Source organism: Enterobacter sp. BNK-13, from assembly GCF_048685015.1.
Taxonomy (GTDB): domain Bacteria; phylum Pseudomonadota; class Gammaproteobacteria; order Enterobacterales; family Enterobacteriaceae; genus Enterobacter; species Enterobacter quasiroggenkampii.
The window spans coordinates 4,680,533-4,702,605 of record NZ_JBLQTP010000001.1 but is presented as its reverse complement, the minus strand read 5'-3'; the positions used below and the strand labels follow the sequence as shown (position 1 = coordinate 4,702,605).

Genomic DNA, 22,073 nt, shown 5'->3' with positions numbered 1-22,073 from the left:
GAAATTACTCATCATCATATTGAGGACCGGCATAGTTGTCGAAACGCGACCACTGTCCGTTAAAGGTCAGACGTACCGTCCCGATTGGGCCGTTACGTTGTTTACCAATAATAATTTCGGCGATCCCTTTCAGGTCGCTGTTCTCGTGATAAACCTCATCACGGTAGATAAACATGATTAAGTCGGCATCCTGCTCGATGGAGCCGGATTCACGCAGGTCGGAGTTGACCGGGCGCTTGTCAGCACGTTGTTCCAGAGAACGGTTAAGCTGCGACAGCGCCACCACCGGCACGTGCAACTCTTTGGCTAACGCCTTGAGCGAGCGGGAAATTTCGGCGATCTCCAGCGTACGGTTGTCGGAGAGCGACGGGACGCGCATCAGCTGAAGGTAGTCGATCATGATAAGGCCGATACCGCCGTGTTCACGGGCGATACGACGCGCGCGGGAACGGACTTCCGTCGGCGTCAGGCCGGAAGAGTCATCAATATAGATGTTACGTTTTTCCAGCAGAATGCCCATGGTGCCGGAGATGCGCGCCCAGTCCTCATCGTCGAGCTGGCCGGTACGGATGCGGGTCTGGTCCACGCGCGACAGCGATGCCAGAGAACGCATCATGATCTGCTCAGAGGGCATCTCAAGGCTGAAAATCAGTACCGGCTTATCCTGCAACATCGCCGCATTTTCGACGAGGTTCATCGCAAAGGTCGTTTTACCCATCGACGGACGCGCCGCGACGATAATCAAATCCGACGGCTGCAGACCGGCGGTTTTCTTGTTGAGATCGTCATAACCGGTGTTTACCCCGGTCACACCGTCGTGCGGCTGCTGGAACAGCTGTTCGATACGGGCGACGGTGGCGTCGAGGACATCGGCGATGTTTTTGGGGCCTTCGTCTTTGTTGGCACGGCTTTCGGCGATTTTGAAGACGCGGGACTCGGCAAGATCGAGCAGGTCTTCACTGGTGCGACCCTGCGGATCAAAACCGGCTTCGGCGATCTCATTCGCCACCGAGATCATCTCGCGGACAACGGCACGTTCACGCACGATGTCGGCATAAGCGCTGATGTTTGCCGCACTTGGCGTGTTTTTTGACAGTTCTGCCAGATAGGCAAACCCGCCGACGCTGTCCAGCTGTCCCTGACGCTCCAGCGATTCCGCGAGCGTGATCAGGTCAATTGGGCTACCCGACTCCTGCAGGCGCGCCATTTCGGTAAAGATATGACGGTGCGGACGGGTGTAGAAATCCTCAGACACCACGCGCTCGGCGACGTCGTCCCAGCGTTCGTTATCCAGCATTAAACCGCCCAACACCGACTGTTCCGCTTCAATCGAGTGCGGCGGGACTTTTAACCCTGCGACCTGGAAATCACGCTCGCGAGGTTCAGTCTGTTTGTTGAAGGGTTTGTTTCCTGCCATAGTGAATGGAGTTACCGAGATAAAGAGTGGGTCGAAAGATTACCACATTCTGGAGGAAGCATGGCAACACGTATTGAATTTCACAAGCATGGTGGCCCTGACGTACTCAACGCGGTGGAGTTCACCCCCACCGCGCCTGGCGAAAACGAAGTGCAGGTTGAAAACAAAGCCATCGGCATAAACTACATCGACACCTATATTCGCGGCGGGCTCTACCCGCCTCCGTCGATGCCGAGCGGACTGGGCACCGAGGCAGCCGGTGTCGTCATCAAAGTGGGCAGCGCGGTTAAGCATCTTAAAGAGGGCGACCGCGTGGTGTATGCACAATCTGCGCTGGGCGCTTACAGCTCCGTCCACAACGTCCCGGCGGATAAAGCCGCCCTGCTGCCTAATGCCATCTCCTTTGAGCAGGCGGCAGCCTCCTTCCTGAAAGGGTTAACCGTTTACTACCTGCTGCGTAAAACCTATGAAATTAAACCCGATGAGCAGTTCCTGTTTCATGCCGCGGCGGGTGGTGTCGGGCTCATCGCCTGTCAGTGGGCAAAAGCGCTGGGTGCAAAACTGATCGGCACCGTGGGCAATGCCCAAAAAGCGCAGCGCGCACTGCAGGCGGGCGCCTGGCAGGTGATTAACTACCGTGAAGAGAGCATCGTCGAACGGCTGAAGGAGATCACAAGCGGCAAAAAGGTGCGCGTCGTATATGACTCGGTTGGGAAAGACACCTGGGAAGCATCGCTGGACTGCCTGCAGCGTCGTGGGCTGATGGTGAGCTTCGGAAACGCCTCAGGTGCTGTCACCGGCGTGAATCTCGGCATCCTGAACCAGAAAGGCTCGCTGTACGTCACGCGCCCTTCCCTGCAGGGTTACATCACCAACCGGGAAGAACTTGAGGAAGCCAGCAATGAGCTGTTCTCTCTGATCGCCAGCGGCGTCATTAAGGTGGATGTGGCAGAAGCGCAGAAATACCCGCTAGCCGATGCGCAGCGTGCGCATGAGGTGCTGGAGAGCCGGGCAACGCAGGGGTCGAGTTTGTTGATTCCCTGAGCCCCAAAAAGAAATTGGGCTTCCCGTGGGAAGCCCTTTCTTTTTTTAGTTCGGCTGTATGTAGGGTACAGCGCGATGAATTCTTTAACGGCAGTCATAGTGACAGATTCGATAAGTAAATCCTATTCTGTTCTAAGCCATGCTGCCGGAAAAGTTACAACTCTGTGACGAACCCCTCAATACCTTAGTAACGGAAGCGGTTATTGCGCTGATAACTGGGCACTTTTGGCGATTTAATCGCCCGTATCACCCACACCACCGCCACGGCCAGCAGTAGCCACGGCAGCAGTTTGATCGTCAGGGCAAACAATCCGCCAATAAACATGACGACCGTCGCCACCACGATAGCCGCCAGAATGCCGAGCAGCGAAATGCCCGTTGCTAACAGCATGACAAAAAAGCCAATCACAAAAAGTAGTTCCAGCATGGTGCTCTCCCACGAGTTCCCGAATGATGCTGCAAACATTACAAGAATCATGCCAGACATAACGTGTTGTTCTTAAAGCAAAACGCCCCGCGAGAATTCGCAGGGCGTGGTGAATTTGACGAACTTTTAGCGAAAGTTATCGCTTGTCTGCCACCAGTCGCAGCGCATGTTCCAGCACCTCGATATCGGCACCGGCTTTATGTGCGTTTTCGCTCAGGTAGCGACGCCACTGACGCGCGCCCGGAATGCCCTGGAACAGCCCAAGCATATGGCGGGTGATATGGCCGAGATACGTACCGTTGCTCAGCTCGCGCTCAATGTAAGGATACATCGCCCGCACGACGGCAACCGGATCGGTGTCTGCACCTTCGATGCCAAAGATTTCGCGATCGACCGTCGCCAGAATGCCCGGATTCTGATACGCCTCGCGCCCAACCATCACCCCATCCATATGTTCAAGGTGCGCTTTGGCCTCTTCCAGCGACTTGATGCCGCCGTTAATGGACATGGTCAGATGCGGGAAGTCACGCTTCAGCTGATACACGCGCGGGTAGTCCAGCGGCGGGATTTCACGGTTCTCTTTCGGGCTCAGGCCGGAGAGCCAGGCTTTTCGCGCATGGATGATGAACATCTCGCATTCACCCTTTCCGGAGACCGTATTGATGAAATCGCACAGGAATTCGTAGCTGTCCTGGTCGTCAATCCCGATACGGGTTTTGACCGTCACCGGAATGGAAACAACATCACGCATCGCCTTGATACAGTCCGCCACCAGTTGGGCATTCCCCATCAGGCAGGCACCGAACATACCGTTTTGCACACGGTCTGACGGACAGCCAACGTTCAGGTTGATCTCGTCGTAGCCGCGCGCTTCTGCCAGCTTCGCACACTGCGCCAGCGCGGCCGGATCGCTGCCGCCCAGCTGCAGGGCAACCGGATGTTCTTCTTCGCTATAGGCCAGATAGTCGCCCTTCCCGTGGATGATTGCGCCCGTGGTCACCATTTCGGTGTACAGCAACGTATGGCGGGAGAGCTGGCGCAGGAAATAGCGGCAGTGTCTGTCCGTCCAGTCGAGCATCGGCGCAATGGAAAAACGGTGTGCAGGGAAAGCGGTCTGTAATTCTGACGACATGGCGAAGTTTTAAGCATCTGGTGGAAAAGGGGCGCTACTATAGCACAAAGAAAAGCCGGAGGCGCAGCGCCTCCGGTTGACTTTAGAACGTCATGCTCAGCTGAGCCCCTGCGCCCCAGGTTTCGTCTTCACCGTACAGGCCCATCAGGTCAACATGCACGGTGCTAAACGGCGCGAAACCGACACCGCCGGTAAAGACATTGCTGTCGTTACCCTTCACGTCGGCACGATAACCCGCACGGACCGCCAGCCAGCTCAGCGGCGTCACCTCGGCACCGACACCCACGTACTGCGACGTATCTTCGCTCTTGAAGCCTTTGGTTTCCGTCAGATCGCCATCGGCGGTCAGCGTCACCAGATCGTTGTGCCAGGCGGCACCGGCGGTCACCAGCGGACGGATCTGGTAGGTGTCTTTATAGCTCACCACTTCTCCCGTACGGCCATTGCGGATACGGATATCTTTGGTGTCGATATCACGCGACATCAGGTTTTGTCCGCTCACGCCAACGGTCCAGTTTTCGCCGAAATCGGCCGCAATACCGGCATCCACGTTGAAGCCCGTATCGTCAGTACGGTAGCGGCTGTCGTTCCACTTGTTACTATCGTAATCGTAGATTGACGTGGTGTAGTTATAGACCCAGGTTTTTTGCAGCTTTGGTGTTACGCCCACGGAAACCGGGACGCCGCCGAGATCAAACTGACGGGCAACGGCAACACCGTAGTCGGAGACAATCGCCGCCCGGCCGGACGCCGTTGAGTTGAGGTTCTTGGTGATCTGATCCGTACCGTTCAGCGCAGCATCCAGCGCAACACCGGCCGCCACCACATTACTTCGTTGAATACCACGCAGATAATCAATGTCTTGCTGATCGATAGACGAGCTCACCCGGCCATGTGCATAACCTTTCGCCATGAAGGCGACGGAAAGGACATCGTTAGGGATACTCACCGCAAGCCCTGCACCAGCCGTTGCGCGTGCGGTTTTGCCTTTGAGATAGTCCAGCTCATCGGCCAGATCTTTGGCCGCGCCCTGGAATTGATTAATGGAACCTAACGGATTGGTGATAATTTCTCGTGGCGTGAGATTATCAACCACATCCTTGTAGTGATTGATTTTGTCATTGATGTTATCAATCTCGTCCTGAAGATTGTCTTCATCCGTCACCTGCACCCCAACGGCTGGCAAGATGACCGTCACATCATCGTCCGGTTTTGCCTTTGCCAGCAGCGCCGGGTTGATTAACGCCCCACTGCCATAGCTTCCCGACGCCACGCCGGTGCCACCCATGGCGTCGCTGCGTGATTCTGTCCAGGTATTGGCTGCTCCCGCCTGATTTGCCATAAACAAGGAGACAGCAATGCTAACCACCGAAAATTTAAAATTTTTTTTCACAGTATGCCCGTTATAGTCTGTTATGAAATAACCCCTGTCTGTTATCACCCAAACAGGAACGAACTATTGCTGTGAATAAGTAGTAAAAGACCCGCTATTTCTTTCCCTAAGTAAAACTCCCTTACGGCCTGTTATATTTTGTGACGGCCCTCAATATTTATAGAAGAGGAAATTATTTTTTCCCAGGTTTTCCATCATGCGGCCCAAAAAACTGTGGGGGATGGTCTACCCAGCGATCTTCCCGCGTGGCGGCATACTCAGGGTTGAGCGGATAGTAGATGCGGTTGTGCTTCTTGTTGGCCTCGCCAACGACCAGTAACCGAACCTCGTCGTCCGTGTTGTTGATAAAGGTATGACAGATGCCGGTTCCGGCGGGAAAACCTACACTGTCGCCAGGCTCCAGCTTCCACAAGTAGCCGTTAATCCAGGCTTCAGGGTAACCTTCGAGCACGTAAATAAACTCTTCTTCGTCGCTCTCCGCATGCGGATAGGACGTTCTGCGCCCCGGCGGCAGGCGCTCATGATGGATGCCAATACGCCCGAGCCCAAGCCTGCGAGCCAGCGGTGCGCCGATAGAGAACAGCTCATCGCTGTCGGGGTAGGTCGAGTCATCCGCGCCTTCCACGTCGCGCCAGTGCCGAATACAGTCAGGTCTTTTCATTATGCATCTCCCGGTTTGCGATGGGTCAGGTATAGCACAGACTGGCGGATCTCGGTGTTTTTAGCAGAACATGATAAAGTGGGGGTTTTCCGTCCTATAACATCCGGGGTGCTACATGGATAAGTCCACAAAAGAGCTGTTAGCGCAGGCCGAAAAGCTGTGTGCGCAACGCAATGTGCGCCTGACTCCGCAGCGCCTTGAAGTCTTACGCCTGATGAGCCTGCAGCAGGGTGCCATCAGCGCCTACGATCTGCTGGATCTGCTGCGCGAAAGCGAGCCGCAGGCAAAGCCGCCGACGGTCTATCGCGCACTGGATTTCCTGCTTGAACAAGGGTTTGTGCACAAGGTGGAATCCACCAACAGCTATGTGCTGTGCCATCTGTTCGATCAGCCCACCCACACATCGGCGATGTTTATCTGTGACCGCTGCGGCGTGGTGAAAGAAGAGGCTGCGGAAGGCGTGGAAGATATTATGCATACGCTGGCAGCGAAAATGGGTTTTGCCCTGCGTCATAACGTGATTGAGGCGCACGGGCTCTGTTCTGCGTGCGTGGAGGTGGAATCCTGTCGTCATCAGGACGCGTGTCAGCACGACCACTCTATTCTGGTGAAGAAAAAGCCGCGTTAACGGCAAAAGAAAAGGCGGCTTAGAGCCGCCCTGTGGGTTATTCAGCGTTACCAGCGGTAGTCGTTGCGTTTTTCCCAATCGCCCACTTCTTTTTCCGCCTGGTCTTTTGCGTAGCCGTAACGTTCCTGAATTTTACCGACAAGCTGATCGCGTTTGCCTTCGATGACGGTCATGTCGTCATCCGTCAGCTTACCCCACTGTTCTTTCGCTTTACCTTTGAACTGCTTCCAGTTGCCGCCGATTTCGTCTTTATTCATCATCGTGTCCTCTTCGTTAAGCGTCGGGTCGTAACGTCCGTTACGTTCTTTTCTGCTGGACGTGATAATTATTGTAGTTAAGGATTCCGTAGTTAATTTCATATTCGGAATCTTTAACCGTCACGATATATCGTGACGCGGGGGAAACCAGGTATTGTTTTGCCAGTGTCGATGCCAGATAAACGCCAGCGACAACCCGCGCAGTGAGAGGAAGACGGCCAGGGCCAGCCACAAACCATGATTCCCCAGCCAGGGGAGCGTCAGCAGCGTCAGGCCAAACCCGGCCGCCGCGACGGCCATGCTGTTACGCATTTCGGCCCCGCGCGTCGCACCAATAAACATGCCGTCCAGCAGATAACACCAGACGCCAACCACCGGTAAAACGACTTGCCAGATGAGATAGTGGCTCGCCAGCTCGCGTAGCGCAGGGAGAGAGGTAAGCAATGCAACGATCTGCTCACCAAAGCAGGCGTAAACCAGGCCAAATGCCAGCGCCACCAGTCCCGACTGACGGCAGGCAGCCCGCCAGACCTCCCGTAGCTGCCCGCTTTCGCGCGCACCGTACGCCTGCCCGGAATGCGCTTCAACCGCATAGGCAAAACCGTCCAGCGCGTAGGCGGTAAACGTCAGCAACGTCATCAATACTGCGTTGACCGCGACGATTTCTGGCCCCAGTCGAGCCCCGAAAACCGTCAGTGCCCCGAAGCAGAGCTGGAGAAGAAGCGAGCGCAGCATGATGTCACGGTTGAGGGCCAGCAGCTTACGGATATTGCCGCGCCATGCGGTTTTGAGCAGCGCCAGGGAGATCCCGCGCATGGCCAGTACCCGCCAGACCATCCACAAGCCAATGATAAAGGTCCCGTATTCGGCAATCGCCGTTGCCAGCGCCGCGCCCCGCACGTTCATATGCAGACCCATGACCAGCCAGACATCCAAAACGATATTGAGCAGGTTACCCACCACCAGCAAAATCACGGGCGCACGGGCGTACTGCACGCCCAGTAGCCACCCTAGCAGAACCAGGTTAGCCAGCGATGCGGGCGCGCTGAGCCAGCGGATTTCAAGGAAACGTCGCGCCTGCTCTAATACCGCCTCGCTGCCGCCAACAATATGAAGCGCAAGATCGATCAGGGGTGCCCGCAATAAAACGATGAACGCACCCGCGCCAAGCGCGAGGATCAGCGGCTGCACCAGCGCGCGCGCCAGACGCAGCGGATCTTTCGCGCCATAAGCCTGTGCGGTAAGACCGGTGGTGCTCATGCGCAAAAAGAGCAGCAGCATAAACAGGAAGCTGGTTGCCGTCGCGCCAATCGCCACTCCGCCAAGATAAACCGGTGAGTCAAGATGGCCTATAACGGCAGTATCGACCAGCCCCAGCAAGGGTACGGTAATATTGGAGAAAATCATCGGCAGAGCAAGACGCCACAATGCCTTATCGGATGCCGTCAGCAGTGACATGAAAGATACCGGGAGTGGGGAATGAATCAGGCTACAGCGGTGCCATAGCCTGTCAGGAAGAGGTTACAGCCATTCACCGTTGCGAATCACCCCGACCGCCAGTCCTTCGATAGAGAAGTTCTGTTCGCGGAGATCGACCACAATGGGTGAAAACTCGCTGTTTTCAGGCAGCAACTGTACGCTGTTACCCTGTTTTTTCAGACGCTTAACGGTCACTTCGTCATCAATGCGCGCCACCACCACCTGGCCGTTTCGCACATCCTGTGTTTTATGCACCGCAAGCAGATCGCCATCAAGAATACCGATGTCTTTCATCGACATGCCGCTGACGCGCAGCAGGAAGTCAGCACTCGGTTTGAACATGCCAGGATCGACCTGGTAATGGCCTTCAATATGCTGCTGAGCCAGTAAAGGCTCACCGGCAGCAACACGCCCTATCAGCGGAATGCCCGTCTCTTCTTCCACCAGCAGGCGGATACCCCGTGACGCGCCCGAGACAATCTCAATCACGCCCTTACGCGCCAGCGCTTTCAGGTGTTCTTCGGCAGCATTTGGAGAACGGAAACCCAGACGCTGCGCGATTTCCGCACGCGTGGGTGGCATACCCGTCTGGCCGATATGATCCCGGATGAGATCAAACACCTCTTGCTGCCTGGTCGTTAACGCTTTCATTCCGCCCCCTGGGTGTATATACAGTTATGCTGTGAGTATATACAGTCAAAGGCGATTTTGGAACCAAAAACTGCACAAAAAACCAGGGACTTAATTATTCCTCGAGGCTCATCGGAAATGTGACCAAAGCAGCGTGACCCAAGTGATAACGGCAGTGATAATCGCCAGCAACACGGCAGCAGAGCCCATGTCTTTTGCACGGCCAGAAAGCTCATGGAAATCGGCACCAATGCGATCCACAACGGCCTCAATAGCGCTATTAAGAATTTCCACTATCATCACCAGAAGAACGGAACCGATAAGCAGTACGCGGGTAATCGCATCAACATCAAGGAAACAGGCGACGATCACCGCGATGATAGCGGCGACGCCCTCCTGGCGAAAGGCGGCTTCGTTGACCCATGCGGCACGGAAACCTTTCCATGAATAGCCGGCGGCTTTGATGATACGTGTTAACCCAGTGGTATTATTGGCCATTAAAAGAACCTTTTTTAAAAAAGAGCGTCAGTAACAGGAGCCGTAGCGCGTTTCGCTACAGCCTGAAGTATGACGGGTAACAACAGAAATTTTGCGCGCTTTCTGTTATCCTTGCGCCGCAATTGCATTATTAACCAGAGGCTTTACATCGTTTATGTCCGGCTGGCCACGAATTTACTACAAATTACTTAATTTACCATTAAGCATCCTGGTAAAAAGCAAGTCTATCCCAGCAGAACCCGCGCTGGAATTGGGGCTCGATACGTCACGCCCCATTATGTACGTTTTGCCTTATAACTCGAAGGCTGACTTACTGACGCTTCGCGCCCAATGTCTGGCGCATGACTTACCTGACCCGCTTGAACCGCTGGAAGTTGACGGTACGCTGCTGCCGCGCTACGTGTTCATTCACGGTGGACCGCGCGTGTTTACCTATTACACGCCAAAAGAAGAGTCCATCAAGCTGTTCCATGACTATCTCGACCTGCACCGCAGCAATCCCGATCTGGATGTGCAGATGGTGCCGGTATCGGTGATGTTTGGTCGTCGTCCGGGCCGTGAAAAAGGCGAAGAGAATCCGCCGCTGCGCATGCTTAACGGCATCCAGAAGTTCTTCGCGGTCTCCTGGCTGGGACGCGACAGCTTTGTGCGTTTCTCCCCTTCCGTTTCGCTGCGTCGCATGGCGGACGAGCACGGCACCGACAAGATCATCGCGCAAAAACTGGCGCGCGTGGCGCGTATGCACTTCGCACGTCAGCGCCTGGCTGCCGTAGGACCACGCCTCCCGGCTCGTCAGGATCTGTTCAACAAGCTGTTGGCCTCCAAAGCGATTGCCCGCGCCGTTGAAGATGAAGCGCGCAGCAAGAAAATTTCGCATGAGAAAGCCCAGCAGAACGCCATTGCGCTGATGGAAGAGATTGCAGCGAACTTCTCTTACGAGATGATTCGCCTTTCTGACCGTATTCTCGGCTTTACGTGGAACCGCCTCTATCAGGGCATTAACGTCCATAACGCCGAGCGCGTGCGTCAGCTGGCGCATGATGGCCATGAGATTGTCTATGTCCCCTGCCACCGCAGCCACATGGACTACCTGCTCCTTTCCTACGTGCTCTATCATCAGGGGCTGGTACCACCGCACATCGCAGCCGGTATCAACCTGAACTTCTGGCCAGCAGGTCCGATTTTCCGCCGCCTGGGCGCGTTCTTTATTCGTCGTACCTTCAAGGGCAACAAGCTCTACTCCACCGTGTTCCGCGAGTATCTGGGCGAGCTGTTCAGCCGCGGCTATTCCGTGGAGTACTTCGTGGAGGGCGGTCGTTCCCGTACCGGACGTCTGCTCGATCCGAAGACCGGCACGCTGTCGATGACCATCCAGGCGATGTTGCGCGGAGGTACCCGTCCGATCACGCTGGTGCCTATCTACATCGGCTACGAGCACGTGATGGAAGTGGGCACGTACGCGAAAGAGCTGCGTGGTGCGACCAAAGAGAAAGAGAGCCTGCCGCAGATGCTGCGCGGCTTGAGCAAGCTGCGTAATCTCGGTCAGGGCTACGTGAACTTCGGTGAGCCGATGCCGCTGATGACGTACCTGAACCATCACGTTCCGGAGTGGCGCGAGTCCATCGATCCTATCGAAGCGGTGCGTCCGGCCTGGCTGACGCCAACGGTTAACGGCATCGCATCCGAGCTGATGGTGCGCATTAACAACGCCGGTGCGGCTAACGCCATGAACCTGTGCTGTACGGCACTTCTGGCTTCACGTCAGCGCTCGCTGACCCGTGAACAGCTCACGGAGCAGCTGGATTGCTATCTGGATATGATGCGTAACGTGCCGTACTCGGTTGATTCGACCGTGCCTTCTGCAACCGCCAGTGAACTTATCGATCACGCGTTGCAGATGAACAAGTTTGAAGTGGAGAAGGACACGATCGGCGACATCATCATTCTGCCGCGCGAGCAGGCAGTGCTGATGACCTACTACCGCAACAACATCACGCATATGCTGATGCTGCCGTCGCTCATGGCCGCCATTATTACCCAGCATCGTCATATCTCCCGTCAGGAGCTATTGCGCCATCTTGAGACCATCTATCCGATGCTGAAAGCGGAGCTGTTCCTGCGCTGGAGTAAGGATGAGCTGGCGACAGAACTGGATAAGATGACGGAAGAGATGCGTCGCCAGGGGCTGATTACCCTGAACAACGACGAGCTGCACATCAATCCGTCACGCTCCCGCACCCTGCAGCTGCTGGCGGCCGGTGCGCGCGAAACGCTGCAGCGCTACGCCATTACGTTCTGGCTGCTGAGCGCGAATCCGTCTATCAACCGCGGTACGCTGGAGAAGGAGAGCCGGACGCTGGCCCAGCGCCTGTCCGTTCTGCACGGCATTAACGCCCCTGAATTCTTCGACAAAGCGGTCTTCAGTTCCCTGGTGCTGACGCTGCGTGATGAAGGCTTCATCAGCGATACGGGTGATGCCGAGCCGGAAGAGACGCTGAAGGTGTACCAGATGCTGGCAGAGCTGATTACCTCGGACGTGCGCTTGACGATTGAGAGCGCCACGCAGGGTGAGTAACACAATGCCGGGTTATGGCCCGGCCTGACGCCATGGATAATAAAAAGGCCCGGTAAGCGCTGACGCTACCGGGCCTTATTTTTAGCCTTGTTAAATCACCGCATTTAGCTGAGCAGCGTAAAGGCAATCATCCCGACAATTGCACCCGTCGTTCCGAGAATGGTTTCCATCAGCGTCCAGGTTTTCAGGGTTTGCGCTTCGGTGGCGCCGGTAAACTTACCGAACAGCCAGAAGCCGGCGTCGTTAACGTGAGAGACCACAATCGAACCACCCGCGATACAAATAGAAAGCGCGGCCATCTGGGCACCGGAGTAGTTCAGCTGTTCAATCACCGGCATCACCAGACCCACGGCGGTTAAACACGCCACGGTAGCAGAACCCTGGATGATACGTACCGCCGCGGCCAGCACAAAGCAGGTCACCGCAATCGGCAGGCCCATCCCGGTCAGCGCTTCACCCAGAGCCGGGCCCACGCCGGAATCCACCAGCACCTGCTTGAACACGCCGCCTGCACCGATCACCAGCAGGATAATCCCCGCAGGCTGCAGCGCCGCACCGCAAATCTCCATCACCCGGTCTTTTGGCATCCCCTGACGCATCGCCAGGCCGTAAATCGCCACCAGGCACGCCACCAGAATCGCCGTAAACGGGTGACCGATGAACTCAAACCACTCGTAGGCAGTGGACCCCACCGGCACAAAGCGCGCAGCGATGGTTTTCAGACCCACCAGCACCAGCGGCAGCAGGATCAGCGACAGGCTGAAGCCGAAGGATGGCATTTTGCCCTCGCCCAGGTGCGGCTCGGTGATGTCATCCGGAATATGCAGCTCAACGTAACGGCTGATGAAGTTGCCCCACAGCGGGCCGGCGATAATCATCCCCGGGATTGCCGCGCACAGGCCAATCAGAATCATCCAGCCAAAGTCGGCGTGCATCTGGGATGCCAGCAGCATCGGGGCGGGTCCCGGCAGCAGAAACGCCGCCGCCGCCGCCACGCCCGCAAACAGCGGAATGACCAGTTTCACGAGGTTAGTACCGGTATGGCGCGCCATGGAGAATGCGACGCTTATCAGCAGCACAACGGCTACTTCGAAGAACAGCGGCAGCGCGCAAATCAGACCGGCCAGACCAATCGCGTAATGCGCACGGCTGTGGCCGAAGGATTTCAGCATCTTGACGGCAATCTGGTCGACCGCACCCGTCTCGTGCAAAATCTTGCCAAACATCGCGCCCAGCGCGACCACAATCGCCAGGAAGCCCAGCGTACCGCCCATCCCTTTTTCCATTGTCGCGGCGATCTTGTCGAGCGGCATACCGGAAAAGAGACCTGCACCAATAGAAACCACCATCAAAGCAACAAAGGCGTGCATACGCGCCTTCATCACTAAAAACAGCAGCAGCAATACCGAACCCACTGCTGTCAAAACTAGCGTTAATGTACTCAAAACTTACTGCCTTTTATTAATGACCTCGATGGTGCTGGCAACAACACCCTCCAGTGACTGATCGATATCAACCACTAAGACGTCTTTCTCGTCTTCACCCGGTTCCTGCAGCGCTTCGAACTGCGTTACCAGCATCTGGGTTTTGAAGAAGTGACCTTTCCGCGCCTTCAGGCGGCTTTCAATCACCTCGAAATCCCCTTTCAGGTAGATGAAAGAGAGGTTTGGGTTGCCGTCGCGCAGCAGGTCGCGATAGGTTTTTTTCAGCGCGGAGCAGACGATCAGGGAGACTTTGTTGGTGCGCTGCATCGCGAACGCGGCGTCATTCAGCGCCTGCAACCACGGTTTGCGGTCGTCATCGTTCAGCGGCTCGCCGGAGGCCATTTTCATGATGTTGCTGCGCGGATGGAGGAAGTCGCCATCAAGAAACGCAGCCTGGAGTTGATGCGCCACTTCGCTGGCCACGGCTGATTTCCCGCTACCGGAAACGCCCATCAGGACGTAGACGTGGTGATCGTGATTAGTCGTGCTCAAAGGGTGTCCCTCAGTCAATTGTTACGGGTAACAGTTATCGGTAACATTGTCCTGCTGGGGCAAAAGAGAAGCAATATCCAAACGTGCGCGAAGTGAATAAGTGTGAGCTACTTCAAATTTGTCAGTTCAAATAGATCCACCCGGTGACAAGGTGAAACCTAAATCTAACATTTTCGGGGTCACCGTCTCGCCACGAATGCGCGCCAGCAGGCGTTCTGCGCCAATACGGCCCATACGTTCACGCGGCGTCAGGACGCTCGCCAGACGCGGCTCCATAACCTGGCCAATATCGTGGCCGTGGAAACCGGCGATCGCCATATCATCAGGGATCTTCAGCCCCAGACGCTGACACTCAAATGCTGCGCCGACCGCAAGGTCATCGTTGGTACAGAAAATACCGTCCAGTTGCGGATACTCGCGTCGCGCCTGACGCATCAGCTCAATACCCGACGTATAGGAAGAGGACTGCTCCACCATCACGCTGTACGGGGTTAAGTTCGCGTCGAGCATCGCCTGCTCGTATCCCTTCTGTTTGATGATAGTACGTTCATCAAGACGCGCACCCAGATAGGCGATATGACGATGCCCACGGGCGATGATGGCCGCCGTCATCTGACGCGCCGCTTCGAAGTTATCAAACCCCACGGCGATGTCGAGGCATGGCGACTGGCTGTCCATCAGCTCCACGACCGGAATACCGGCCACTTCAATCATTTTGAGCGTGCGGGCAGTGTGGGTACGTTCGGTTAAAATCAGGCCGTCAATGTTCCAGGAAAGCATCGATTCAAGACGTTCCTCTTCGAGTTCAGGCTTGTACCCGTAGTGGGCGAGCATGGTCTGGTAGCCAAACGCATCGGTGACGCTTTCAATTCCACGTAATACTTCTGCGAAAACCTGGTTGGTCAAAGAAGGAAGCAGAACGCCCACCGCGCGGCTGGTCGCATTGGAGAGAATATCGGGCGCGCGGTTGGGGATGTAACCCAGTTCATCAAGGGCAGCGGCAATCTTGCCACGTAACGCCACGGAAACCTGTTCCGGGTTACGTAAAAAACGGCTGACCGTCATTTTGGTCACACCGACGCGATCGGCGACATCCTGAAGTACGGGGCGTTTCTTTTTCATCGTCCTGAGAAATCTTGAAGTGAGAGATTTGCTCAGTTTACCACGGACAAAGCCCATCCTTCCCCTGTCAAAGGGAAGGATGGGGATTTATTTATGTTTTATTACACCGGCGGCAGGTCAAACAGCAGAATTTCGCTTTCGCTGTCGGCGTGCACGGAGATCGCCTGCTCGTCCCAGATGGCCAGACCATCGGCGGTTGTCGCTTTGGTCCCGTTGATGGACACGTCGCCTTTCACCACCTGGATCCAGACGCGGCGGTTAGCGGCAATCTGATGCACGGACTGTTCATCTTTCGCCAGCGCCCAGCGGTACAGCTCCATATCCTGATGCACTTTCAGGGAGCCTTCACGCGCATCCGGGGAGAGCACCAGTTGTTTACCCTGTTTCGCGTCGAAGCGGCGCTGCTCGTAGCGCGGCGTGATGCCGGTCTCTTCTGGAATGATCCAGATTTGATACAGGTGCAGTTTTTCCGTTTTGCTTGGGTTGTACTCAGAGTGACGCACCCCGGTACCCGCGCTCATAATCTGGAACTCGCCCGCCGGAACCTGCTCTTTGTTGCCCATGCTGTCCTGGTGCTCAACCGCGCCTTCCAGCACATAGGTCAGGATTTCCATGTCTTTGTGCGGGTGGGTACCAAAGCCCTGGCCTGCATCAATCACGTCGTCGTTAATCACGCGCAGTGCGGAGAAGCCCATGAAGTTCGGGTCGTAGTAGTCGGCAAACGAGAATGAATGCCATGAGTCCAGCCAGCCATGATTCGCGTGACCACGTTCGTTTGCTTTGCGTAAGTAGATCATTGTTTTCACCCTCAGTTCGTTTCGATGGAGTAAGTGTGGACGCAAACGGCCTGGGATCATAGAGGGTGAAAATTGACTCCTCTGTTCAAAAATTGTGAACAAGTGCAGAGGAGCCGTTTTTGCTTATTTTGCGAGGGTTATCGTGGCAGGAGAAGCCTGTTCGAAGGCCCGTTCAAGGATTTCGAGGTTGGTCAGAACGTCAGATTCCTTGACGTAATTCGCCATGCCGTTTGTGAGGGTCTCAAACAGCGCATCATAGACGCGGCCATAGTCGCCGGTTTCCGGCTTCAGCGTTTCTTTGACCGTCACGCCCTCGTCGTTCACATACTCCAGCACGCCCACGGAATCGTCCGCGGCAAAGCCTGGTTCACCCGGCATGATATTGGCCTTCAGGCTGGTCTCCTGCTGGTCGATACCGTATTTGATAAACGAACCTTTAGTGCCGTGAACGATAAATTTCGGGTAGTCGATTTTCACCAGGTGACTGGTTTTGACGATGGCCTTCAGATCGCCGTAGAACAGCTGGGCTTCGAAGGTATCGTCCGGGTTGGCTTTGTTGCGCAGGCTGCGAATGTCATACGCCACGTGGTCCGGGCGGCCAAACAGGGAGATGATCTGGTCCATGGTGTGCACACCCAGACCATAGAACGAACCATCCTGAGGCAGTCCGGGTTGCGTTTCCGCCACCGGACGGTAGTAATCGAAGTGACTTTCGATTTCCACGATGTTGCCGAGCTTGCCGCTTTCAATCGCTTTTTTCGCCGTCAGGAAGCAGCTGTCAAAGCGACGGTTCTGATACGGCGTGACGGTCAGGCCTTTGCTTTTCGCCAGCGCGAACAGCTCTTTCGCTTCGGCAATAGTCGGGGTGAACGGCTTTTCTACCAGCACGTTTTTACCCGCATTGAGCGCGCGTTTGGCATAGTCAAAATGGCTGTCGGCGTGGGTGCAGACAACCACCAGCTTCACTTGTGGGTCGTTAAGCACCTCATCGAGATCGCTGGTGAAGTGGATGTGGGAATACTGCGGAGATTGCTCTTCCGGCTTCGCGCGGCGGCGGTAGATATGGGCCACATGCCAGCTGTCTTTGCGGTTAAGAACATACGGCAGGTGATAGCGGGTCGTACTTTTACCAAATCCAATAAATGCGCAATGTAGTGTCATAGCTCAGTCCTTTTGGAAGGTTACTGAGTCTAACCATAACAAAAAAAAAGCCAGCTAAAAGCTGGCTAAAGTAATACTGGAAGCAATGTGAGCAATGTCGTGCTTTCAGGTTCCCGTAGGGGTCTTCCTGAATGCAGAGCAATAATAATCATTCTCATTCGCACTTGTCCAATACTTTTTGCAAAAAATAGCGGTTGACTCAAATTTTAAAGTCATTGATGTTGGAAGGGACGTTTAACTGACTGAGGAACAAGGAATGAGTGAGATAGTGATACGCCACATCGAACCCAGCGATGCAGAAGCTTTACGTGACATCATGTCGCATCCTGATGTGTATCACGACACGCTACAGCTCCCTCATCCTTCTATGGAAATGTGGCACGAACGCGTTGCGACAAAACCAGGCCGGCGCCATCTCGTTGCCTGTCTGGACCAGCGCGTTATTGGACATATGGCGCTGGACGTAATGGAAAACCCGCGTCGCAGCCATGTTGCCACATTCGGCATCAGCGTGGCTGCGGATATGCAGGGACGCGGCGTAGGCCGCAGGCTCATGAGCGAGATGATCAACCTGTGTGACAACTGGTTGCGCATTGAACGTATCGAACTGACGGTCTTTGCCGATAACCCCGCGGCAGTTGCCCTCTATAAAAATTTTGGTTTTGAAATCGAAGGCACCGGCAAGAAATTTGCCCTGCGCAACGGCGAATATGTGGACGCGTACTACATGGCGAGAATGAAGTAGTGATTTGCCGGGTGGCGGCTTCGCCTTACCCGGCCTACGTTTGTGCAGTTGTAGGCCCGGTAAGCGCAGCGCCACCGGGCAATACATCAATACCCCGCCGTCAAATCATCCACCGAACGCGGATCTGATGCGCCAAACAGCGCTCCGTCCGGCCCCACCATAATGCTCTGGGTGCTGCCCATCGCCTCTTTCACCGCCACCTTCTGCCCACGCTGCTCAAGCAGTTTAATGGTGTCCGGGCTAAAGCCCTTTTCGACGCGCAGCTCGTCCGGCAACCACTGGTGGTGGAAACGCGGGGCGTTGGTGGCTTCGGCGACGTTCATCCCAAAGTCGATGCTGTTCACCACCATCTGCAATACGGTGGTGATAATCCGGCTGCCGCCCGGGCTACCGGTTACCAGCCAGGTTTTGCCCTCTTTCACCACGATGGTGGGCGACATGGACGACAGCGGACGTTTCTTCGGCCCTACCGCGTTCGCATCGCCGCCGACCAGCCCGTAGACGTTCGGCACGCCCGGCTTGGCAGAGAAGTCATCCATCTCGTTATTCAGCAAAATGCCGCTGTTACCCGCCACAATCCCGGTGCCGAAGGTCGTGTTGAGCGTATAGGTCACCGCCACTGCGTTACCGTCTTTATCCACCACCGAGAAGTGGGTGGTCTGGTTGCTTTCATACGGCGCCAGCTTGCCGGGGCGGATCTCGCTCGACGGCTTAGCCTTGTTGATGTCGATCTGATCGGCAATGGATTTGGCATACGCCTTGTTGGTCAGCGCCTGCCACGGCACCTTCACGAAGTCCGGGTCGCCGAGATATTCCGAGCGGTCGGCGTAGGCGCGTTTTTCCGCTTCCGCCATCACCTGCATGGCATCCGCGCTGCCGAAGCCGAACTTGTGCATATCGAAGTTTTCAAGAATGTTGAGGATCTGCACGATGTGAATGCCCCCGGAAGAAGGTGGCGGCATAGAGAAGACCTCGTACCCGCGGTAGGTGCCGCTAATCGGCTCGCGCTCTACCGCCTTGTAGTCCGCCAGATCCGCTTTGGTGATGAGCCCGCCGTTCTTCTGCATCTCATGCGCAATCTGGTCGGCAATCGCCCCTTTGTAGAAGGCGTCAGGACCGTGCTCCGCAATCAACTCCAGGCTTTTAGCGAGGTTCTTCTGCACCAGCTTATCGCCCTTCTTAAGCGGTTCACCGTCTTTCCAGAAGATGGCCTTGCTGTTTTCGTGATTCGGAATCACTTCGCTGCCGTAGGTTTTGAGGTCGTCTGCCAGCGCGTCATTCACCACAAAGCCCTCCCGCGCCAGCTTGATAGCAGGCTGTACCACCTTGTTCAGCGGCATCGTGCCGTATTTTTCCAGTGCCAGCGAGAAGCCCGCAACGGTGCCCGGCGTGCCGGACGCGAGATGCGAGGTCAGGGATTTTTTACTGTCCGGGTTCCCCTGGTCATCGAGGAACATGTCCCGTGACGCCTGAGAAGGCGCCATTTCACGGAAGTCGATAGCGGTGGTTTTCCCGTCTTTGGTACGCAGCATCATAAAGCCACCGCCGCCCAGGTTCCCCGCCTGCGGGTGCGTCACCGCCAGCGCATAGCCCACGGCGACCGCCGCATCCACCGCGTTACCGCCCTGCCTGAGAATATCGACGCCCACGCGGGTCGCCAGCGCATCCACGGATGCCACCATGCCGTGGGTTGCCCGCACGGGATGAAAAACATCTTCCTCCACGCCGTAAGAGACCGGAGGCGCCGCGGGCGGGTTGGCCGCCACGCTAAATGTACCGCCTGCCATCAGCGCGGCGAGGGCGACCCAGCGCAAAAACGTTGGTTTCATCATTATTGTTCTCCAGGTGAAGGGATCCATATTCCCCGCTTAAGCCTGGTTCACAACTCCTAAAAAATCATCGTCATGGTGAAATCAGGGTAAACTTAAGAGAGACCTCAACAGGAGGAAATGACAATGAAACGCTTATTGATTCTTACGGCGCTGATCCCCTTTGCCGCGCTCGCACAGCCACTCAACACCATGAATAACCCGAACCAGCAGGGGTATGTCATCCCGAGCCAGCAGCGTATGCAGACCGAGATGATGAGCCAGCAACAGCAGCAAAAAGGGATGCTGAATCAGCAACTGAGATCGCAGACCCAGATGCAGCAGCAAAGCCTGCAAAATCAGATGAACGCCAACACCCAGCGCGTGCAGCAGGGGCAGGTGCGCGAGCAGCCGTTGCCGAACAAAAACGGCGGAATGTTAGGTGGGATGACCTCGTCAGGTAGCGGACAGCAGCATATGCTGCCGCCGCAGTCGAATGGCAGTATGCTTAATCCGCAGAACTAAAGTCCGGGCCGATCAGGTCAATCGCATCGGTACAGATGCTGTCCACGCCCCAGCGCAGCAGTTCGGCCGCACGCTGGGGTTTATTGACGGTGTAAACCAGAATACGCAGGCCCGCGTCTTTCAGCATCTTCACCCGCGCCTCATCCAGCAGCATGTGATTAAGATGAATAGAGACACACGCTAAGCGCGTCGTCAGCTCGCGCCAGTCCTCGCGCCACTCGTCCAGCAGCAGTCCGCGCGGCAGGTCCGGCGCTGCGGCCTGTGCGGCCTCCAGTGCATCGATTTCAAATGATGACAGCAGCGGCGCGGTCATTCCCTCCCACAGCTCGCGCGCAGTAAGGGCAATGACTTTGCCCGTCAGCGGCCCGGTGCCGGTGGTCGGTTTAATTTCGATATTGGCCATCATGCCATGCTGGCGACAGCGATCGGCCACTTCCGCCAGCAGCGGCAGCGGTTCGCCTTTGAATTCGCCGCTGTACCAGCTTCCGGCGTCGACTTTAAGCAGATCGCGCCACGGCAGCTCGCCCGCGACGCCCCAGCCGTTGCTGGTGCGTTCGAGGTTATCGTCATGCAGCAGGAAAATCTCGCCGTCTTTCGACAGCTTGGCGTCGAACTCGATCATCGTGTGGCCGTAGCGCGCGCCAACGTCAATCGCCGCCAGCGTGTTTTCCGGCGCCAGCTTACCGCCGCCACGGTGGGCGACGACATGGGGATAAGGCCAGTTGCTCATACTCGTTGTCCTGTTTCACCGTCAAACAGGTGCAGATGATTTTCCGGCAGGTGCAGCCACAGCGTGCTGCCTGCTTTAGGGCGCTCCTGATGTGCCAGACGCACCACCATTTTTTGTTCGCCCCAGCGCCCGTGCGCCAGGTTATCTGCACCCAACATCTCCAGCGTGTCCATCACCAGCGGCACGCCGCCTTCCGCCTGAGTGGTTAAACCGATATGTTCCGGGCGGATACCGAGCGTCATCTTACGCCCGGCGTAGCCACGATAGTACCAGTTGATCGGCAATGCCATCCCGCTTTCCAGCTCAAAGTGCGAGCCCGCGCTGCTGATGCGCCCTTCCAGCAGGTTCATCGCCGGGCTGCCGATAAAGCTCGCCACGAAACGGGTGGCCGGTTTCTCGTAGACTTCCACGGGGGTGCCAATCTGCTCGGCAACGCCTTTGTTCATCACCATCACGCGCTGGGCGAGGGTCATGGCTTCGACCTGATCGTGGGTAACGTACAGCGATGTGGTTTTCAGACGACGGTGCAATTGCTGCAGCTCAAGACGCATCTGCACGCGCAGCTTGGCGTCGAGGTTAGACAGCGGCTCGTCGAACAGGAATACCGCCGGGTCGCGCACGATGGCGCGCCCCATCGCTACGCGCTGGCGCTGGCCGCCGGAAAGCTCACGCGGGCGGCGCTTCAGCAGGCCGTCCAGCTCCAGAATGCGGGCGGCTTCTTTCACGCGCTCCTCGATATGGCCTTTGCCCATGCCGCGTATTTTCAGCCCCCAGGCCATGTTCTCTTCCACGCTCATGTGCGGATAGAGAGCGTAGTTCTGGAAGACCATCGCGATGCCTCTGTCTTTCGGCTCCATCTCGGTGACGCGCTGGCGGTCAATCCAGATATCCCCGGAGGTCACGCGCTCCAGCCCCGCCACCATGCGCAGCAGGGTGGATTTGCCACAGCCGGATGGGCCGACCATCACGATAAACTCCCCGTCCGCCACGTCGAGCGTGAGCGGCTGAATCACCTGGGTTTTGCCGTCCCAGCTTTTGGTTACTGCCTGAAGTTTTAAACCTGCCATC

Annotated in this window: 22 protein-coding genes; 5 read left to right on the top strand and 17 right to left on the bottom strand. The window is 56.3% G+C overall.

The genetic code is table 11. The features are described 5' to 3' along the window. Positions 1 to 4: 4 nt before the first annotated feature. Positions 5 to 1,417: a replicative DNA helicase gene (gene dnaB, locus ACMGGQ_RS22670; RefSeq protein ID WP_008503375.1), complete on the bottom strand. Its 1,413-nt coding sequence runs from the start codon at positions 1,415 to 1,417 to the stop codon at positions 5 to 7. A 60-nt stretch (positions 1,418 to 1,477) separates the two neighbouring features. On the opposite strand from dnaB, the gene ACMGGQ_RS22665 reads away from it, so the two are divergent. Next, positions 1,478 to 2,461: a quinone oxidoreductase gene (locus tag ACMGGQ_RS22665; protein ID WP_048226446.1), complete on the top strand. Its 984-nt coding sequence runs from the start codon at positions 1,478 to 1,480 to the stop codon at positions 2,459 to 2,461. 184 nt (positions 2,462 to 2,645) lie between these two features. Here the strand turns inward: ACMGGQ_RS22665 and pspG are convergent, their stop codons facing one another. From pspG to ACMGGQ_RS22645, 4 genes are all read right to left on the bottom strand, one after another. Beyond that, complete coding sequence (gene pspG, locus ACMGGQ_RS22660; RefSeq protein ID WP_008503373.1) at positions 2,646 to 2,888, bottom strand: envelope stress response protein PspG; 243 nt, start codon at positions 2,886 to 2,888, stop codon at positions 2,646 to 2,648. A 136-nt stretch (positions 2,889 to 3,024) separates the two neighbouring features. Beyond that, positions 3,025 to 4,020 carry a tRNA dihydrouridine(20/20a) synthase DusA gene (gene dusA, locus ACMGGQ_RS22655; protein WP_032623124.1) on the bottom strand — a complete coding sequence of 332 codons (996 nt, stop codon included), beginning with the start codon at positions 4,018 to 4,020 and terminating at the stop codon, positions 3,025 to 3,027. An 82-nt stretch (positions 4,021 to 4,102) separates the two neighbouring features. After that, a complete protein-coding gene (locus ACMGGQ_RS22650) occupies positions 4,103 to 5,413 on the bottom strand; it encodes a conjugal transfer protein TraF (protein ID WP_048030222.1) in 1,311 nt (436 codons plus the stop codon). 172 nt (positions 5,414 to 5,585) lie between these two features. Then, the gene (locus tag ACMGGQ_RS22645; protein ID WP_048030220.1) at positions 5,586 to 6,074 is read right to left on the bottom strand and encodes a cupin domain-containing protein; all 489 of its coding nucleotides are present in this window, start codon (positions 6,072 to 6,074) and stop codon (positions 5,586 to 5,588) included. Positions 6,075 to 6,189: 115 nt separating this feature from the next. Here ACMGGQ_RS22645 and zur point away from each other — a divergent pair, with 115 nt between their 5' ends. After that, positions 6,190 to 6,702 (top strand): zinc uptake transcriptional repressor Zur, encoded by a 513-nt coding sequence (zur, locus tag ACMGGQ_RS22640; RefSeq protein WP_048226444.1) that lies wholly within the window; start codon positions 6,190 to 6,192, stop codon positions 6,700 to 6,702. Positions 6,703 to 6,749: 47 nt separating this feature from the next. Here zur and ACMGGQ_RS22635 read toward each other — a convergent pair whose 3' ends face one another. The 4 genes from ACMGGQ_RS22635 to ACMGGQ_RS22620 all read right to left on the bottom strand — a co-directional run bounded on the left by ACMGGQ_RS22635 (position 6,750) and on the right by ACMGGQ_RS22620 (position 9,566). Continuing rightward, the gene (locus ACMGGQ_RS22635) at positions 6,750 to 6,959 is read right to left on the bottom strand and encodes a CsbD family protein (protein ID WP_014830284.1); all 210 of its coding nucleotides are present in this window, start codon (positions 6,957 to 6,959) and stop codon (positions 6,750 to 6,752) included. 120 nt (positions 6,960 to 7,079) lie between these two features. Further along, positions 7,080 to 8,417: an MATE family efflux transporter DinF gene (gene dinF / locus ACMGGQ_RS22630; RefSeq protein ID WP_420290531.1), complete on the bottom strand. Its 1,338-nt coding sequence runs from the start codon at positions 8,415 to 8,417 to the stop codon at positions 7,080 to 7,082. A gap of 63 nt (positions 8,418 to 8,480) precedes the next feature. After that, on the bottom strand, positions 8,481 to 9,089 hold the full coding sequence (gene lexA, locus ACMGGQ_RS22625; RefSeq protein ID WP_045909165.1) for a transcriptional repressor LexA: 609 nt from the start codon (positions 9,087 to 9,089) through the stop codon (positions 8,481 to 8,483). 108 nt (positions 9,090 to 9,197) lie between these two features. Then, entirely contained in the window at positions 9,198 to 9,566 is a 369-nt protein-coding gene (locus ACMGGQ_RS22620) for a diacylglycerol kinase (protein ID WP_063622866.1), read from the bottom strand. A gap of 154 nt (positions 9,567 to 9,720) precedes the next feature. Between ACMGGQ_RS22620 and plsB the strand changes: the two genes are divergently transcribed. Then, positions 9,721 to 12,141, top strand: a complete 2,421-nt coding sequence (gene plsB / locus ACMGGQ_RS22615; RefSeq protein ID WP_021242749.1) for a glycerol-3-phosphate 1-O-acyltransferase PlsB — start codon at positions 9,721 to 9,723, stop codon at positions 12,139 to 12,141. A 104-nt stretch (positions 12,142 to 12,245) separates the two neighbouring features. On the opposite strand, the gene gntU is transcribed toward plsB, so the two are convergent. From gntU to ACMGGQ_RS22590, 5 genes are all read right to left on the bottom strand, one after another. After that, the gene (gntU, locus tag ACMGGQ_RS22610) at positions 12,246 to 13,586 is read right to left on the bottom strand and encodes a gluconate transporter (protein WP_014833577.1); all 1,341 of its coding nucleotides are present in this window, start codon (positions 13,584 to 13,586) and stop codon (positions 12,246 to 12,248) included. A gap of 3 nt (positions 13,587 to 13,589) precedes the next feature. After that, entirely contained in the window at positions 13,590 to 14,117 is a 528-nt protein-coding gene (gene gntK / locus ACMGGQ_RS22605) for a gluconokinase (RefSeq protein ID WP_008503362.1), read from the bottom strand. Between the two features lie 126 nt (positions 14,118 to 14,243). Then, positions 14,244 to 15,239, bottom strand: a complete 996-nt coding sequence (gene gntR / locus ACMGGQ_RS22600; RefSeq protein ID WP_021242747.1) for a gluconate operon transcriptional repressor GntR — start codon at positions 15,237 to 15,239, stop codon at positions 14,244 to 14,246. A 101-nt stretch (positions 15,240 to 15,340) separates the two neighbouring features. Continuing rightward, complete coding sequence (locus ACMGGQ_RS22595) at positions 15,341 to 16,036, bottom strand: pirin family protein (RefSeq protein ID WP_021242746.1); 696 nt, start codon at positions 16,034 to 16,036, stop codon at positions 15,341 to 15,343. Between the two features lie 123 nt (positions 16,037 to 16,159). Next, positions 16,160 to 17,197, bottom strand: coding sequence for an oxidoreductase (locus ACMGGQ_RS22590; protein ID WP_069719701.1), 1,038 nt, complete (start codon positions 17,195 to 17,197; stop codon positions 16,160 to 16,162). A 256-nt stretch (positions 17,198 to 17,453) separates the two neighbouring features. On the opposite strand from ACMGGQ_RS22590, the gene yhhY reads away from it, so the two are divergent. Further along, entirely contained in the window at positions 17,454 to 17,942 is a 489-nt protein-coding gene (gene yhhY, locus ACMGGQ_RS22585; RefSeq protein ID WP_021242744.1) for an N-acetyltransferase, read from the top strand. A gap of 86 nt (positions 17,943 to 18,028) precedes the next feature. Here the strand turns inward: yhhY and ggt are convergent, their stop codons facing one another. Continuing rightward, positions 18,029 to 19,774: a gamma-glutamyltransferase gene (gene ggt / locus ACMGGQ_RS22580; protein ID WP_420290530.1), complete on the bottom strand. Its 1,746-nt coding sequence runs from the start codon at positions 19,772 to 19,774 to the stop codon at positions 18,029 to 18,031. A 123-nt stretch (positions 19,775 to 19,897) separates the two neighbouring features. On the opposite strand from ggt, the gene ACMGGQ_RS22575 reads away from it, so the two are divergent. Then, positions 19,898 to 20,275 (top strand): DUF2756 family protein, encoded by a 378-nt coding sequence (locus ACMGGQ_RS22575; protein ID WP_420290529.1) that lies wholly within the window; start codon positions 19,898 to 19,900, stop codon positions 20,273 to 20,275. On the opposite strand, the gene ugpQ is transcribed toward ACMGGQ_RS22575, so the two are convergent. Then, positions 20,259 to 21,005 (bottom strand): glycerophosphodiester phosphodiesterase, encoded by a 747-nt coding sequence (gene ugpQ / locus ACMGGQ_RS22570; protein ID WP_420290528.1) that lies wholly within the window; start codon positions 21,003 to 21,005, stop codon positions 20,259 to 20,261. The two genes, ACMGGQ_RS22575 and ugpQ, sit on opposite strands and share 17 nt — an antisense overlap. Next, positions 21,002 to 22,072, bottom strand: a complete 1,071-nt coding sequence (locus ACMGGQ_RS22565) for a sn-glycerol-3-phosphate import ATP-binding protein UgpC (RefSeq protein ID WP_045909162.1) — start codon at positions 22,070 to 22,072, stop codon at positions 21,002 to 21,004. Before ACMGGQ_RS22565 ends, ugpQ begins: the two co-directional genes overlap by 4 nt. Position 22,073 lies beyond the last annotated feature (1 nt).

Excerpts from the sequence above, each read along its gene's own strand:
- dnaB (WP_008503375.1), bottom strand. The coding sequence starts at position 1,417 with ATGGCAGGAAACAAACCCTTCAACAAACAGACTGAACCTCGCGAGCGT.
- ACMGGQ_RS22665 (WP_048226446.1), top strand. The coding sequence starts at position 1,478 with ATGGCAACACGTATTGAATTTCACAAGCATGGTGGCCCTGACGTACTC.
- pspG (WP_008503373.1), bottom strand. The coding sequence starts at position 2,888 with ATGCTGGAACTACTTTTTGTGATTGGCTTTTTTGTCATGCTGTTAGCA.
- dusA (WP_032623124.1), bottom strand. The coding sequence starts at position 4,020 with ATGTCGTCAGAATTACAGACCGCTTTCCCTGCACACCGTTTTTCCATT.
- ACMGGQ_RS22645 (WP_048030220.1), bottom strand. The coding sequence starts at position 6,074 with ATGAAAAGACCTGACTGTATTCGGCACTGGCGCGACGTGGAAGGCGCG.
- zur (WP_048226444.1), top strand. The coding sequence starts at position 6,190 with ATGGATAAGTCCACAAAAGAGCTGTTAGCGCAGGCCGAAAAGCTGTGT.
- ACMGGQ_RS22635 (WP_014830284.1), bottom strand. The coding sequence starts at position 6,959 with ATGAATAAAGACGAAATCGGCGGCAACTGGAAGCAGTTCAAAGGTAAA.
- dinF (WP_420290531.1), bottom strand. The coding sequence starts at position 8,417 with ATGTCACTGCTGACGGCATCCGATAAGGCATTGTGGCGTCTTGCTCTG.
- lexA (WP_045909165.1), bottom strand. The coding sequence starts at position 9,089 with ATGAAAGCGTTAACGACCAGGCAGCAAGAGGTGTTTGATCTCATCCGG.
- ACMGGQ_RS22620 (WP_063622866.1), bottom strand. The coding sequence starts at position 9,566 with ATGGCCAATAATACCACTGGGTTAACACGTATCATCAAAGCCGCCGGC.
- plsB (WP_021242749.1), top strand. The coding sequence starts at position 9,721 with ATGTCCGGCTGGCCACGAATTTACTACAAATTACTTAATTTACCATTA.
- gntR (WP_021242747.1), bottom strand. The coding sequence starts at position 15,239 with ATGAAAAAGAAACGCCCCGTACTTCAGGATGTCGCCGATCGCGTCGGT.
- ACMGGQ_RS22595 (WP_021242746.1), bottom strand. The coding sequence starts at position 16,036 with ATGATCTACTTACGCAAAGCAAACGAACGTGGTCACGCGAATCATGGC.
- ACMGGQ_RS22590 (WP_069719701.1), bottom strand. The coding sequence starts at position 17,197 with ATGACACTACATTGCGCATTTATTGGATTTGGTAAAAGTACGACCCGC.
- yhhY (WP_021242744.1), top strand. The coding sequence starts at position 17,454 with ATGAGTGAGATAGTGATACGCCACATCGAACCCAGCGATGCAGAAGCT.
- ggt (WP_420290530.1), bottom strand. The coding sequence starts at position 19,774 with ATGATGAAACCAACGTTTTTGCGCTGGGTCGCCCTCGCCGCGCTGATG.
- ACMGGQ_RS22575 (WP_420290529.1), top strand. The coding sequence starts at position 19,898 with ATGAAACGCTTATTGATTCTTACGGCGCTGATCCCCTTTGCCGCGCTC.
- ugpQ (WP_420290528.1), bottom strand. The coding sequence starts at position 21,005 with ATGAGCAACTGGCCTTATCCCCATGTCGTCGCCCACCGTGGCGGCGGT.
- ACMGGQ_RS22565 (WP_045909162.1), bottom strand. The coding sequence starts at position 22,072 with ATGGCAGGTTTAAAACTTCAGGCAGTAACCAAAAGCTGGGACGGCAAA.